Source organism: Synechococcus lacustris str. Tous (assembly GCF_003011125.1).
In the GTDB taxonomy this organism is placed as follows: domain Bacteria; phylum Cyanobacteriota; class Cyanobacteriia; order PCC-6307; family Cyanobiaceae; genus Synechococcus_D; species Synechococcus_D lacustris.
Map to the genome: position 1 here is coordinate 15,373 of NZ_PXVC01000009.1, position 12,911 is coordinate 28,283.

Genomic DNA, 12,911 nt, shown 5'->3' on the forward strand with positions numbered 1-12,911 from the left:
ATCCATTTCAGGAACCGCCTGCCCATTTTTGCGTAGCGATAGTTACGGTTAATTSATTTCCCCCCATCCACTTTTATTTCGTGACTGTTCCAAGCACCCAGAGCCCTGCCTATGGCGAACGCAATATCGCAGCCGCTGAACTGATCTGTTTTGATAACCCCCAACAGCAAAGGCCATATAACATYGCAATTTCATTGCCGGAATTCACTTGTAAATGCCCATTCTCTGGTTATCCAGACTTTGCAAAACTGCAACTTAACTATCAACCTGGCCCAAGGGTTCTGGAGTTGAAGGCACTTAARCTTTATGTTAATAGTTGGCGCGATTGCACTATTTCCCATGAGGAGGTTGTGAATCGCATCCTGGATGATTTTGTGGCAGCTGCTGCACCAATCTGGATGGAATTAGTGGCTGATTTCAACCCAAGGGGCAACGTACATACCGTAATTACGGTGCACCATGGTGTAGAGCAGCATTAGCAATTAGTGGTAGTTCATCGGCAAAAGCAGTGAGATTGCGATTGCATAAGCCACCTATATGTAGCGTATCCCCCTCTGCGATGGCCCASAGCTGGCGAGTGGCAATAAGGCTRAGCCCGCCTCCKAGTAACAGAATTGCAAAACCTGTATAAACCAGAGGTACACCCGGGTCGCGTTTAATTAGCAAGCCACTTGCGGGTAACACATCCACCAGRCGAATTGGTATGCCATAGATTTCAACTGCTTCACCTCCCACCGGCAATAAGCCCAATAATTCACTGCCAGCAGCAAAAACTTGGGCAGGGCCGATCTCGGTTTGAAGCGCGATTAAAACGGGATTGGTTCCATCGGGTTTTGTTGGTAGAACTATCCCCCAAACCTGCTCGCCCAGTTCTGGGAAGGTTTGCAATGGCAATTGCAGTAAAGGGCTATTGCCCAGTTGCAATGTGATTGCAGCTAACGACCAATCGGCTTGGTAAATAGTGATACCCCGATGCCTGATTGGATGATTAACGCTTACTTTTGTAGCTAGGGGTTTATTTGCATCGCTATCATTTAATTCAATACTGGAGCTGAACTGTTCAGGCCGTCCGGCGGGGTCGCGATCGATGGCAAATTTGCTCAGCGATAATTCCAATTGGGTTTCMCCCTGGCGGTTGAGGAGCTCCAAAGAACGGCCCGGMGCCAGGTAGCGCTCCAACCTTTGGCCGCCGAAGGCCCCCACCACGGCCCCCACCATGAACACGATCAAACCGGCATGCACCAGCAGTGGCCCCACCCGACCCACRAGACCGCGGCGGGCAGCTAARCGCTGGGGGCCMGGTTTAACAGCCCAACCCTTTTGCCTTAGRTGGKTAGCTAGATCAAGCAGGGCTTGATCGCCATTTGAATTGTTGATGCTTGYGGCAACAGCTAATTTGCTCAGYTGCCGCGGTTGGCTGTAATCAAGCCAGCGCAAACCAGCTTTTAGGGCMGGCCATTGGCGYCGCAAACTGCAAAGCAGCAGAGCAACGGCAAGCCAGGCCAGCAAAAATAAAAACCAATTACTGGTATATAGATGGTCTAATTCCAAATTGAGCAGTTGCTCACCACCCAAAAAMCCAAGCCAAGGGTGGGGGTTGTAGCGCTCCAGATAAAAACTGTTTGGCTCCCCCTGGGGTATGGCGGTGCCAAGGCCGCTGCTGCTAGCTATCACCAACAGCAAAATAATTGCCACCCGCAGATCTGAAAGCCCTGCCGCCAACTTGTTGGCCCATTTTTTAAGCAGTTCAAGCATTCCTAAWTTCATTAAAGGCGTGCCAGCAGGCTCAATCCCCCTAGGGCCACMAGCACCGCACCACTGATGGGCGGAACCCATCTGCTAACTGAGCGCAGCGCCAATAGTTTTGGTAGCGAAGCAGCAAGGGTACCCGCCAGGAGTAGGGGCAACACCTGGCCGCTGCCAAAACAAGCTAGTAAAGCCATACCCAGCAGGGGCCTRCCAGTTTCTGCAATCCAAGCGAGCAAAACAGCCAGCACAGGGGTAGTGCATGGTGAGGCCGCTAAGCCAAAGGCAAGGCCCGCTGCTACKGGCGCAAGTAATGGGGGAACCCGTTTGCGCCAGCGTTCCGGATCAGGGCCCGCTGGTAAGCGCAAGGGCACTAWGCCGAGCAGATTGAGTCCCATTAACACAGCCAGCAGGGCCACCAAAACAGATATGCCCTCTGGTGTTTGGCCATAAAGACTGCCCAGTAGGGCGCTCGCRGTGCCAAGCAAAACCAAGGCTGCMACCACCCCAAAGCAAAAGCCAAAACTGCGTTGCCAGGGGCTGCGAGGCGCKGCTYCTGAATCTTCAGTGCCAAATCCAGCCAAGTAGGCAAGGCTCACAGGCAATAAAGACAAACTGCAGGGGCCAAGGCTGGTGAGTAGGCCAGCGCCAAAAACCAAGGCAAAAGTTCCAGGTCCTGGATTTTGCAAGCCACCTTTCAACAGCTGCTCGCTGGCGCGAGCTAGATCAGAAATGGCGAGGGATAAATCCACCCCTTCAGCCTATCCATTGGGCCATCAGGCATGTTGATCGCTTGATTCCAGCGAACAACGGATCAATAAACCTGCCGTTGCCAGGCTTGCCAGTAGAGAGTTGCCGCCGTAGCTAACCAAGGGAAGCGGTAAGCCAGTGGTGGGCATTGCTCCACTCGCWACGGCGATGTTCATAAGCGACTGCCCCACCAATAGGGCGGTGCAGCCAATTGCAACCAAACGGGTTTGGTTGCTTCTAGCCCKCATGGCAACTTGYAAACCCACCACTGCAAATATTGCAAGAAATAACAACAGCACTARAGAACCAACAAAACCAAATTCCTCCGCRTACACAGCAAAGATGAAATCTGTRGTTTGGATCGGCAAATACATAAGTTTCTGGGTGCTAAGGCCATAGCCAGTGCCTGTTACGCCACCGGAGCCAATCGCCAAAAGGCTTTGAACTAGCTGATAACCATTGCCCTGGGGATCTTTCCAGGGRTCAAGAAAAGATGTAACCCGGAGRCGTTGGTATTCATTGGCCAGGATGCTTATGGTGCCAACCACCCCGCCTAAACCGGCGCTACCCACCAGCCAAGGCAAAGGTAAACCCGATGCCAAGGCGATTAACCAAAGCAAAAGGCCTGTGAGGGCAGCGGTGCTGAGATTTGGTTGTTTGAGAATTAGCAGAATTAAACCGCCAAATACGGCAAGCCAAAGCAGCCGCTGTTCMACCCCTAAACGGCGCCAATGGGCAAATAAAGTGGCCCCTTGCAGCACCACAAAGGGTTTGATYAGTTCAGTGGGTTGCAACTGAATCGGGCCGATCACCAACCAGCGGCTGGCACCATTAACGGTTGTTCCCATTACCAAAGTGAGGGCGATCATGGCCCCTCCCACCAGCAGGGCAGGGGCCGCTAAACGCAACCAACGCCTTAGGGGCGAACGGATGATCACAAAAAACAAGCCCCAACCAGCCACCAACCAAATCAATTGACGCTTAATCGTGTAGAGGGCATCGCCCATCTCTCGGGCAGAAATCCACCAACTGGCAGATGCCAGCACCATTAAGCCAAAAGCGCTCCAGGCCACTATKAGGCCAAATAACAAACGCGTTTCAGCTGGCCAAAGATTGAGTTGTAAAGGCAATAACCCCGCAGATGAATGGCTGCTAACCCTGGCCATGCCTGTTAATTGCTTGATAATTCATTCAGCCGCCGCTGTGGCTTTTTAGCCATGGATTAGGGACAAAAAAAAGCCCGGCTGAACCGGGCTTTTATAGGGGGTGAAGCAGCTTTTTAGTTGCCCACATTGGTTTGCCGCTTACCGGTAACCAATTCAACTTTGAGTATTTTTCCACCCTGTTTCATGATTCGCTGCTGTTCAGCAAACCAGCTTTCGTAGGGCACCCACTTGGTGAAGTAGGTGTTTTGCAATTCCCTTTGGGTTCTCACCTTCTCGGGAGAGGGGATGCAGGCTGTGATTTTAAAGAGGCGCATGGGGCTCCTAGGTGAGGGGGAGCTCCTGCTCAGTTGCCGAGGCCGGAGCAGATGTAATCGAGATAAACGGCCATTTCACGGCCAGCATCTGAGCCCACTAAGGATGCTGTGGCTTCCTTCATGGCTTGGATTGCCTGAACCGTTGCGCCAATGGGAACACCTAAGGAGTTATAGGTTTCCTTGAGGCCATTCAGAACCCGCTCATCAAGGATTGATGTGTCGCCAGCCAACATGGCGTAGGTGGCATAGCGGAGGTAGTAATCCATGTCGCGGATGCAAGCTGCATAGCGACGGGTGGTGTACATGTTCCCGCCGGGACGGGTGATGTCTGAATAAAGCAGGGCCTTTGCTACCGCATCACGGATGATGGCGGCGGAATTAGCGCTGATGGTGGTGGCAGCACGCACCCGCAGTTCACCACTGGTGAAGTACTGCTCAAGGCGCCCCATGGCGTTGGTGTCCAGGTAAAGGCCCTGAACATCGGATTGGTTGATGACGTTAGTGATCGCGTCTTGCATGGATCCCTGAGGGTGAAGTGGTGAAAGCGTTCGGGCCTCAGGAGAGGGCGCCGATTACGTAGTCGAAGTAAGAGCCAGCTTCTTCGGCATCAGCTCCGCTGAGCAGACCCATGGCGGCACTCTTCATCTCCCGCACGGCAAGGGCCATGGCCTCAAGGGGAGTGCCAAGGGCTTTGTACATTTCTTTGGCGCCAATCACCCCGATTTCTTCAATCGGTGTGACATCACCTGCCACCACTCCATAGGTGACAAGGCGAAGGTAGTAGTCCATGTCGCGCAGACAGGTAGCAGTCATCTCCTCGCCATAGGCGTTTCCGCCTGGGGAAATGACGTCGGGACGACGTTGGAACAACGCGCCGCCGGCCTGCTTCACAATCCGCTCGCGACCTTCGGCCAAGACCTGGGCGACGCGAAGACGGCGTTGKCCGCCGGTCACGAAAGCCTTGATCTGGTCGAGTTCGCCAGGGCTGAGATAGCGGGCCTCAGCGTCCGCGTTGATAATCGAGTTGGAGACGATGCTCATGCAGTTCTGCCTCGAAGCAAGCGGCCACCAAAGCGGAGGCCGGGATCCTGTGGGTTTGGGTGCTTCCAGCCTTAGCCGGTTGCTGGATCAGTGTGCCTGATCACCAATGCATTCTGCGGCAGTTACTGAAGATTTCCCGGATTGCGGTAACAGTTCTTCACGGCCCTTGGTGCCTAAATAGCCAAGCAGATCCCTTTGCTTGCAGGAGCTCTGAAGGAAGTTATTGATACTATTTCCCTATTATTGTTGAAAACAAATAAGCCAATCTAGTTGGGGGGAGATTAGTATTATTTTTAGTTTGGCTTAATTGCAGGGGTTAGCCCCCCGTTGCCGCCGTAGAGGGTTGCTGTGCGCACAAGGCTGCTCAGGGCCATTCCTGGCTGGCTGCCGAGRCCCTTGAGATAGGGAACGGTGTTTGCACCAAAACTTGTTTTATAGCTAGCTGAATTGAGCACTGCTTCAATTGCTTTTACCTGCCCCATTTGGGCCCGGCCGCTAAGAAATGCAGTTGCCTCAGCGGCCTCTGGAGCTCTACCAAGTAGGGCCATGTGGGCTGCACTTGCAGCTGCCATTGGGGTCATCAACCAGAGCCTTTGTTGAAATAAATCGTTAGCGGCCACTTGGGCTACAAATTTGGCAACGTCGATTTGGCCGTTGCAAAATTTTGATTCGGCTTCAATYAAGCGCTCTGAAGCGAAGGGAATTCGATTTAAAAGYTGGCGATAAACGGCGCAGATCAACTCCTCTTTTTCAGCGACACTGGCCCCCTTGCTGAGGCTAAATACTTTGGAAGCTGCATTTTCAGATTGCAGGCCCAAAGCTTGCTTAAGCCCCTTGGCTTGTACCCCTTTGCCTGATTGGCTGCTATCGCTTTGCCARCGGGGTGCACTCCAGCCACGATTTGGGYTTGGCAGTTGCCTAATGCTGTTGTTTTGGCTTTGGATCCAGCGGGGTTGAGCTTCAACAATTTGCCCGCCAACATCAGCCCGCCAGAGCCCCGCATTTGCGTTTGATTGGCCAGGGAAATTACGGGGGGTGATGCTACCCGGGGTATTCATCAACGAGCTTGAATAAATATCCGGACGTTTTTGCTGGCTGAAGCTTTTTTGTGGTTCCTTAATTGMAGAAAAATCTAAAGGCATACGCAGGGCAGGTACCCTGCGGCCGTTTAGATCATTGGCGGTGATGAAGCGCTCGTAGGGAACCGTGTCTTCCCCGAAGGCTTCAATAYATTCCTTGCTATTTATTAGTGCATCTACAACACCATAGAAGCCTTTGCGGGCTGCGATGTCGAAATAGCTATTGATTTCCCAGCGGCCAAAGCTGGGGCGCCCCAGTAAGCGCCGGTGCATYACTTCAATGGCTTTAGTGATATATAAACCACTCCAATAACGGCGGCGGAAAGCCTTGGAGCGCGCCACCATTCGGATGAATTCCCGCAGGCTAATGTTGCCRTTTTCAAGTTTATTTTCCTCTGAGCTGATTCGATCACCGGCGTAGCCGCTATTGCCAAGGATCTGCACATAAACAGCATTGATAACTGCTTGGGTGCTTGATTCTGTGTTGCGGATATTGGCTGAACCACCACGCTTTGGTTTTGAGCTGCCRCCGGTGGCGATTTGTTGCAACCGCACCACTTTGGGGCCCACCCGCCGCGGTTGGGATGATCTAAATCCAGGGCTATCCATTTGGCCTGGGCTTTCCATGCCATTACCCACCAAAAGCCGCCTGGTGCGGTAGCCATGGGGGGCAGGCCTAGTGGCTACTGAAGCGGTGGCGGAAGGGAAGATTGCCCCGTATTGCAAGCCAATTGGATCATTGCCGCCACCGTAAACATGTTGATCAGCTARGGGTTGGCGGTAGGCGGCATAAAGGGTTACGTATTGGGGTGCCCCCTCAAAGGGTGCGCTGAATTGGAAAAGTTTGCGATTTGAGCCCCAGCCAGCACTCTCTTGGGCCTCTTCACCAAGATCACGCAAGTAAGGAACGGTTTCTTCGCCAAATACYMTGGCGTATTCCATGCTGTTGATCAGGGAATCAACYAAGCCACCTAGCCCTTGGGCGCTAACGATTGCGAAGTATTTGCGGAATTCTTCAAGGGAGCTAGGGCCCCTGCCAAGGAAATGGCGAAATGCCAGTTCAACGGCGCGGCTATTTGAAAAGCGGCCGAAGAATTGGGTGCGATATTCCTTACTTTTGCCAAGGGCACGGATGAATTCCCGCATGGAGATTTGCCCCTGGCGCACTTGGCTTGCTTCCACAGAACAGGGTTCTTGGGAATAGGCCTTAGCGATGTCCCGTTCAAATACCTGGCGTTGGGCAGCGCGGATAATTTCTGCTTTTTCGCTACCSGATAAACCTGGACGCATCACAAAGCGCTGGGCCCCTTCCGCCGCCAGCGCATAGATCGCAGGAAGCTGCAATCCCTGCTGCTGAGGGCTGCCAAGCCTTTGACGGGTGGAGGGGGTGGAAACCGCCAACTCATCAATRAGCACATTGAAGCAAGCGATAACCAGCTCCCGAGCCGTTGGGTTATCAACAAACAAATCAGCTGAGGCCGCCCGCATCTCCTGCAGTGCCAGGTTTGTGGCTGGCAGGGAGCAGCCCTTCTCAAGCAGATCCCTAAGGCCCCTTGCATTCACCGCAAGAATGCTGGGATCGCCGGCCACCAAGGCGTAGCCCACATAGCGCAGAAACCAACCCAGATCCCGCAACGACTTGCGCATCCTGGAGTTGCCGTAGCGCGAAACATTGATTGGCGTAAATCCAGATGGAATAACCACCTGCACATCAGCTGCTGCTTGGAAACCCTCCCGAATCCGCCCCAGCAGCCCGCTGCCGCCACTGCCTTGGGCAAAGGTTTGAACCGAACTAGCAAAAGCAGCTTGGTCTGCTGCAAGTGCCACCTCCCCAGCAGCGCCCACTGCAACGGGAACCAATGGTTTATCTAAGTAGGAAAGGGGGGTGCCTCCCACAAAAATGCGATTGGCCGCCTTGGCAACGATCGCGTTGGCATTGGCGCTCAGGCGGCGAGCGGCTTCAACCCGGTTTTGGCCGCTCTGGAAAAAGGTTATGAGGCTATCTAGCTCGCCCTTATCCGGAAAGCGGTCCTGCTGTTCCGCTTGACGAACATTGGCGAGTGGGAGGGTGTCGTAAAGCTGGGGGCTAACCCTGGGGCTKCCGCTGCTKGCGGTTACAGACATGAATGAGCTCCTCTGTTGTGCAGATTACGGCTGCGGCCGGAGCCAACGGCATTCAGATGAACAAATGTTTGCAGCCCACCCCGGTGAATGAGAGGCTCAGATCTTCCGCTGATCCGTGGATTTGATGGCCATACCCGTTCCCCCAGCTACCGATGGGGCCACCCCTGTGGTGGGTGCTTTCTACGACCGCTTCCCCTACCCAGGTGATCCCCTCCAGGACGGYCCACCCCCTGGCTACAACTGGCGTTGGTGCCATCGGGCTGCCCATAGCCATTGCACCGGCACAACCCCAGCGGCTGGCAAATCCCTGCGCATTCTTGATGCGGGCTGCGGTACGGGCGTTAGCACCGACTACCTCGCCCATCTCAATCCAGGGGCAGAAATCCTTGCCGTRGACATCAGCGGTGGTGCCCTTGAGGTGGCCCGTGAAAGATTGCGGCGTTCCGGTGGCCTGGCTCAGGTGCGCTTTGAACAGCGCAGTTTGCTGGATCTGGCGGGGGAGGGACCCTTTGAACACATCAACAGTGTTGGGGTGCTGCATCACCTCGAAAATCCCCTAAATGGTCTGAAGGCCCTAGCGCCCCTACTGGCACCAGGGGGATTGCTGCACCTGTTTTTGTATGCGGATGGGGGCCGCTGGGAAATCCATCGAATTCAGCGTTCGCTAGCCCTATTGGGGGCAAAAAGCGATGGGGATGGTTTGCGCTTGGGAAGGCAAYTSTTCCAGAACTTGCCGGCTGACAACAGGCTTAAACAAAGGCACGAACAGCGTTGGTTGATCGACACAAGCGCAGATGCAAATTTTGCTGACATGTATCTCCACCCCCAAGAAACCAGCTACAACCTGCAGGGGCTTTGGCGATTTGTGGAGGGGGCTGAGCTCACCTTCCTTGGTTTCAGTAACCCCGATCAATGGGATCCCAAGCGCCTACTTGAGGGCGAATTGCTGGAGCGGGCCCAGGCCTTGCCCCAGGAGCAGCAATGGCTGTTGATGGAAGCCCTCGATCCTGATATCAGCCATTTTGAGTTTTTTCTCTCTAACAAACAGCTGCCAAGGCAAAGCTGGAACAACAACGAACTCCTTTGGCAAGCCACCTTGGAGCGCAACCCTTGCCTTTGGGGTTGGCCTGGAGCAAGTCTTTTGGATCAAGAGCTGCGTCCTTTGAATTTGAGCCCGTTGCAGCTCACTTTTATGGAGTGTTTAGCAGCCACGTCAGCAATGCCAACAAGGCTTTCCAACCTCAATTTGGGCTGGGAGGCGAGCCAAACATCTGAAATTGCCCGCCAACTATGGGGATCTGGAGTGCTTTTGCTCGGCTTGGATAACTGAAGGCACGTGATAGATTCCGCGGGCCTTGGACGCTGAAACGATCGTGTCGTCAACGGCATCCTCTCCAWCTGCCTCGGCCGAGGGAGGATCGCTGCGGGATTCGATTCTTCATCAGCTTTCCGGTAGGGATGAATCGCCCCTTCTGCCTGCCCCTTTGGAGCAGGATTTGGTTACGAGCTCACCCGTTGTTTCATCCCCTGGCGAGGTGCTTGTCACCGGCCCAGTAATTGATCCAATGGCTGAATATCGCAGCCTGCAAAGGCGCCTGCTGCTGTTCACTTTGGGGCTTTCTGCCCTAGCGGTGTTGGTGGCTGGATGGCGATTCAACGGTCCCACAGCCTTGAGTGTGGCCATCGGGTCTATGGGTGGTTTGGTTTACCTKTTTCTGCTCTCACGATCGGTGCAGAAACTGGGTGGAACCAATAAGCAGGTGGGCAAAGTCCAGCTGCTCGTACCCGTAACTTTGGTGCTGCTCTCCACCCGCTGGCCCCTTTTGCAGCTCCTTCCGGCCCTGATCGGTTTTCTGATCTACAAGCCGGCGGTGATTATCAGTACGGCCCTTGATCTCTGGATCGTTAAGCCAGCTGCTAATTCCCCTTCACCCTCCTCAAACGCCTAGGTTCCGGTGCCTTTTAACCTCCCCCTTGCCGAACTCGAGGTTGGTCAACACCTTTATTGGAAAGTTGGTCAACTAAACCTGCATGGTCAGGTTTTTCTCAGTTCCTGGATTGTTATTGGTGCCCTGCTTGCCCTCGTGGTAGCGGGTACCCGCAAGATGGAGCGCGACCCCCGCGGTGTGCAGAACCTCCTGGAATTTCTCTGGGATTACTTGCGTGATTTGGCTAGAGATCAAATCGGCGAAAAGGCTTACCGGGATTGGCTGCCTTTCRTTGGCACCCTGTTCCTATTCATTTTTGTAAGCAATTGGGGAGGGGCTTTAATCCCCTGGAAACTCGTTCATCTCCCCAGTGGAGAATTGGGTGCTCCAACCGCCGATATCAACACCACCATCGCCTTGGCTTTGTTGGTTTCCCTTGCATATTTCTACGCTGGTTTAAGCAGGAAGGGTTTGCGGTACTTCGAGTACTACGTGGAACCAACTCCAATCATGCTTCCGTTCAAGATTGTTGAGGATTTYACTAAACCTTTATCACTATCTTTCCGTTTATTTGGCAACATTCTTGCCGACGAATTGGTAGTAGCTGTTCTCGCTTTCCTTGTGCCATTGGTGGTACCCCTACCAGCAATGTTTCTGGGTTTGTTTACCAGTGCCATCCAAGCYTTGATCTTCGCCACCCTCGCCGCTTATTACATCGGTGAAGCCGTGCACGAAGAGCATCACTAAGGATCGTACCCACGATCTGCTAGACCTCCTGCGCGCAGGTTCGGTTTTTTCCGCACCCGTTAGCTCTCCGGCCAACGTCCCAGTCGCAGGGATCGCTTCCCAGTTAGTCCCGCGCTTCTAGCGCACCACCCCATCTGTTCCACCATGGATTCCATCACCTCCGCTGCGTCCGTATTGGCCGCTGGTCTCGCTGTCGGCCTTGGTGCCATCGGTCCTGGTATTGGCCAGGGCACCGCTGCCGGTGGTGCTGTTGAGGGCATTGCCCGCCAGCCCGAAGCCGAAGGCAAAATCCGCGGCACCCTGCTGCTTTCCCTGGCCTTCATGGAAGCTCTAACCATCTACGGCTTGGTGGTTTCCCTAGTGCTTCTGTTTGCGAACCCATTCGCCGGCTGATCATTGGCCCCAGGGGGCGTTTGAACGCCCCCTAAGCACCATTCCCCTGTCCCAGCGCCTCCGGTTCCATGCATAGCTGGCTAATGCTGGCCGAAGCAGCTGCCCCCAAGGGCGGTCTGTTTGATTTAGATGCCACCCTGCCTTTGATGGCAGTGCAAGTGGTGCTGCTCACTTTTATTCTCAACGCCCTGTTTTTCCGACCCGTTGGTAAGGCGGTGGAAGAGCGGGAGGGCTACATCAGCTCTAGCCGCGCTGAGGCAAAGGAAAAACTTGTTCAAGCAGAACGCCTAGAACTGGAATTAAAAGCCCAGTTGGTTGATGCCAGAAAGCAATCCCAAGCCTTGGTTCAAGAGGCTGAAGCGGAGGTGGATCGCCTTTTTCGCGATGCCCTAGCCCTGGCCCAAGCAGATGCCAATGCCACTCGGGAAAAATCTCGAGTGCAAATCGAAGCCCAAAAAGCAGAAGCTTTTGCCGGCATCGATACCCAAGCCACCAAGCTCGGGTCKTTGATAGTTGACCGCTTGCTTGCAGCCTGATGACAACTATTTCCCCACTKTTGCTTGCCACCGAAGGGTTTGGCTTAAACACAGATATTTTTGAYACCAACATCATCAACCTGATCATTGTGATCGCGGTTTTGGTGTGGTTTCTCAAGGGCTTTTTGGGAGGAATYCTGGAACGCCGGCGTGAATCGATCCTGGCCGACCTAAAGGATGCAGAAGAGCGCCTASTGATTGCTTCTAAAGCCCTTGAAGAAGGCCGTTTAGAACTTTCTCAAGCCCAAGCCACCGCATTGAAAATCATTAGCGATGGCAAGCAAAGGGCCATGGCCATTAGGGAAGACAGCGAAAGGCGCACGATTGAGGAAATGGCCCGCATCAAGCAGGATGCAGTTTCTAATTTGAGCGCMGAAGCCGCAAGGGTTGTGGAAGCTCTGAGGCTTGAAACCGCCAGGTCTGCCATGGAAAAGGCCATTGAGGCCYTACCTGCAAAACTCACCGCCGCCAAGCAGGCTCAATTGATAGATCGTTCCATCGAGGCACTCGGATAGAACCATGCCACTACTTAATTCCCTAGCTACCCCCTATGCCGACGCCCTGCTTCAAGTGGGTGAAGCTGCCGGTGGTGCCGACGCATTGGCCGTTGAAGCAAAGGCCTTGCTTGATGCTTGGCASAGCTCCGCTGATCTGCAAGGGGCAATGCGCTCCCCCGTGTTGGCCCTGGATGCTAAGAAAAGTGCCCTTGTGGCAATGTTTGGAGCCAGCATCAGCCCTTCCATGCTGAATCTGCTCAAAGTGTTGGTTGATAGACAGCGCATCGGCATTCTTGATGCCGTGCTTAATCGTTTTCTCGAGCTCTACAGGGAGCTGCGGGGCATCACCCTTGCCAAGGTGATCTCCGCCACKGCCCTTTCTAAGGAGCAGCAGCTCAAGCTCACCGAGAAGGTAAAGGCCATGGCCGGCACCAACTCAGTGGATATTGAGTTGAGTGTGGATCCCACCTTGATTGGTGGTTTTGTTGTGCAACTTGGCTCCCAGGTAGTAGATGCCAGCCTGCTTGGGCAGGTGAAGCGTCTTGGCCTGTCCCTGGCACGGGCCGCCTGATTTTCAATTACCCGTTCCC

At 54.1% G+C, this 12,911-nt stretch carries 15 protein-coding genes; 8 read left to right on the forward strand and 7 right to left on the reverse strand.

The features are described from left to right. The first annotated feature begins 80 nt into the window (after positions 1–80). Entirely contained in the window at positions 81–479 is a 399-nt protein-coding gene (gene queF, locus C7K08_RS03680; RefSeq protein ID WP_241537013.1) for a preQ(1) synthase, read from the forward strand. On the opposite strand, the gene C7K08_RS03685 is transcribed toward queF, so the two are convergent. The 7 genes from C7K08_RS03685 to C7K08_RS03715 form a co-directional block, all read right to left on the reverse strand. Continuing rightward, positions 448–1,755, reverse strand: a complete 1,308-nt coding sequence (locus C7K08_RS03685; RefSeq protein ID WP_106499330.1) for a cytochrome c biogenesis ResB family protein — start codon at positions 1,753–1,755, stop codon at positions 448–450. The genes queF and C7K08_RS03685 overlap by 32 nt on opposite strands. Before the next feature lie 11 nt (positions 1,756–1,766). After that, positions 1,767–2,498 (reverse strand): cytochrome c biogenesis protein CcdA, encoded by a 732-nt coding sequence (locus C7K08_RS03690; RefSeq protein ID WP_106499303.1) that lies wholly within the window; start codon positions 2,496–2,498, stop codon positions 1,767–1,769. Positions 2,499–2,522: 24 nt separating this feature from the next. After that, positions 2,523–3,662, reverse strand: a complete 1,140-nt coding sequence (locus tag C7K08_RS03695) for an FtsW/RodA/SpoVE family cell cycle protein (RefSeq protein ID WP_106499304.1) — start codon at positions 3,660–3,662, stop codon at positions 2,523–2,525. Positions 3,663–3,775: 113 nt separating this feature from the next. Further along, a complete protein-coding gene (locus C7K08_RS03700; RefSeq protein WP_106499305.1) occupies positions 3,776–3,976 on the reverse strand; it encodes a phycobilisome linker polypeptide in 201 nt (66 codons plus the stop codon). A 29-nt stretch (positions 3,977–4,005) separates the two neighbouring features. Continuing rightward, positions 4,006–4,494, reverse strand: coding sequence for an allophycocyanin subunit beta (apcB, locus tag C7K08_RS03705; RefSeq protein ID WP_106499306.1), 489 nt, complete (start codon positions 4,492–4,494; stop codon positions 4,006–4,008). 37 nt (positions 4,495–4,531) lie between these two features. Next, positions 4,532–5,017, reverse strand: a complete 486-nt coding sequence (locus tag C7K08_RS03710) for a globin family protein (RefSeq protein ID WP_106499307.1) — start codon at positions 5,015–5,017, stop codon at positions 4,532–4,534. A 293-nt stretch (positions 5,018–5,310) separates the two neighbouring features. Next, on the reverse strand, positions 5,311–8,220 hold the full coding sequence (locus C7K08_RS03715) for a phycobilisome rod-core linker polypeptide (protein ID WP_106499308.1): 2,910 nt from the start codon (positions 8,218–8,220) through the stop codon (positions 5,311–5,313). A 124-nt stretch (positions 8,221–8,344) separates the two neighbouring features. On the opposite strand from C7K08_RS03715, the gene C7K08_RS03720 reads away from it, so the two are divergent. The 7 genes from C7K08_RS03720 to atpH all read left to right on the forward strand — a co-directional run bounded on the left by C7K08_RS03720 (position 8,345) and on the right by atpH (position 12,892). After that, positions 8,345–9,550 carry a class I SAM-dependent methyltransferase gene (locus C7K08_RS03720; protein WP_193464806.1) on the forward strand — a complete coding sequence of 402 codons (1,206 nt, stop codon included), beginning with the start codon at positions 8,345–8,347 and terminating at the stop codon, positions 9,548–9,550. Between the two features lie 25 nt (positions 9,551–9,575). After that, entirely contained in the window at positions 9,576–10,169 is a 594-nt protein-coding gene (locus C7K08_RS16310) for an ATP synthase subunit I (protein ID WP_241537014.1), read from the forward strand. Between the two features lie 6 nt (positions 10,170–10,175). After that, positions 10,176–10,895, forward strand: a complete 720-nt coding sequence (atpB, locus tag C7K08_RS03730) for a F0F1 ATP synthase subunit A (protein ID WP_106499309.1) — start codon at positions 10,176–10,178, stop codon at positions 10,893–10,895. Between the two features lie 144 nt (positions 10,896–11,039). Further along, positions 11,040–11,288, forward strand: coding sequence for an ATP synthase F0 subunit C (gene atpE, locus C7K08_RS03735; RefSeq protein ID WP_106499310.1), 249 nt, complete (start codon positions 11,040–11,042; stop codon positions 11,286–11,288). Between the two features lie 68 nt (positions 11,289–11,356). Next, on the forward strand, positions 11,357–11,824 hold the full coding sequence (locus tag C7K08_RS03740; RefSeq protein WP_106499311.1) for a F0F1 ATP synthase subunit B': 468 nt from the start codon (positions 11,357–11,359) through the stop codon (positions 11,822–11,824). Further along, positions 11,824–12,339: a F0F1 ATP synthase subunit B gene (locus C7K08_RS03745; protein WP_106499312.1), complete on the forward strand. Its 516-nt coding sequence runs from the start codon at positions 11,824–11,826 to the stop codon at positions 12,337–12,339. Before C7K08_RS03740 ends, C7K08_RS03745 begins: the two co-directional genes overlap by 1 nt. A gap of 4 nt (positions 12,340–12,343) precedes the next feature. Then, complete coding sequence (gene atpH, locus C7K08_RS03750) at positions 12,344–12,892, forward strand: ATP synthase F1 subunit delta (RefSeq protein ID WP_106499313.1); 549 nt, start codon at positions 12,344–12,346, stop codon at positions 12,890–12,892. Positions 12,893–12,911: the final 19 nt, after the last annotated feature.

Bases quoted from the DNA above. Each gene is read 5' to 3' on its own strand.
- atpE (WP_106499310.1), top strand. From the start codon at position 11,040: ATGGATTCCATCACCTCCGCTGCGTCCGTATTGGCCGCTGGTCTCGCT.
- apcB (WP_106499306.1), bottom strand. From the start codon at position 4,494: ATGCAAGACGCGATCACTAACGTCATCAACCAATCCGATGTTCAGGGC.
- C7K08_RS03700 (WP_106499305.1), bottom strand. From the start codon at position 3,976: ATGCGCCTCTTTAAAATCACAGCCTGCATCCCCTCTCCCGAGAAGGTG.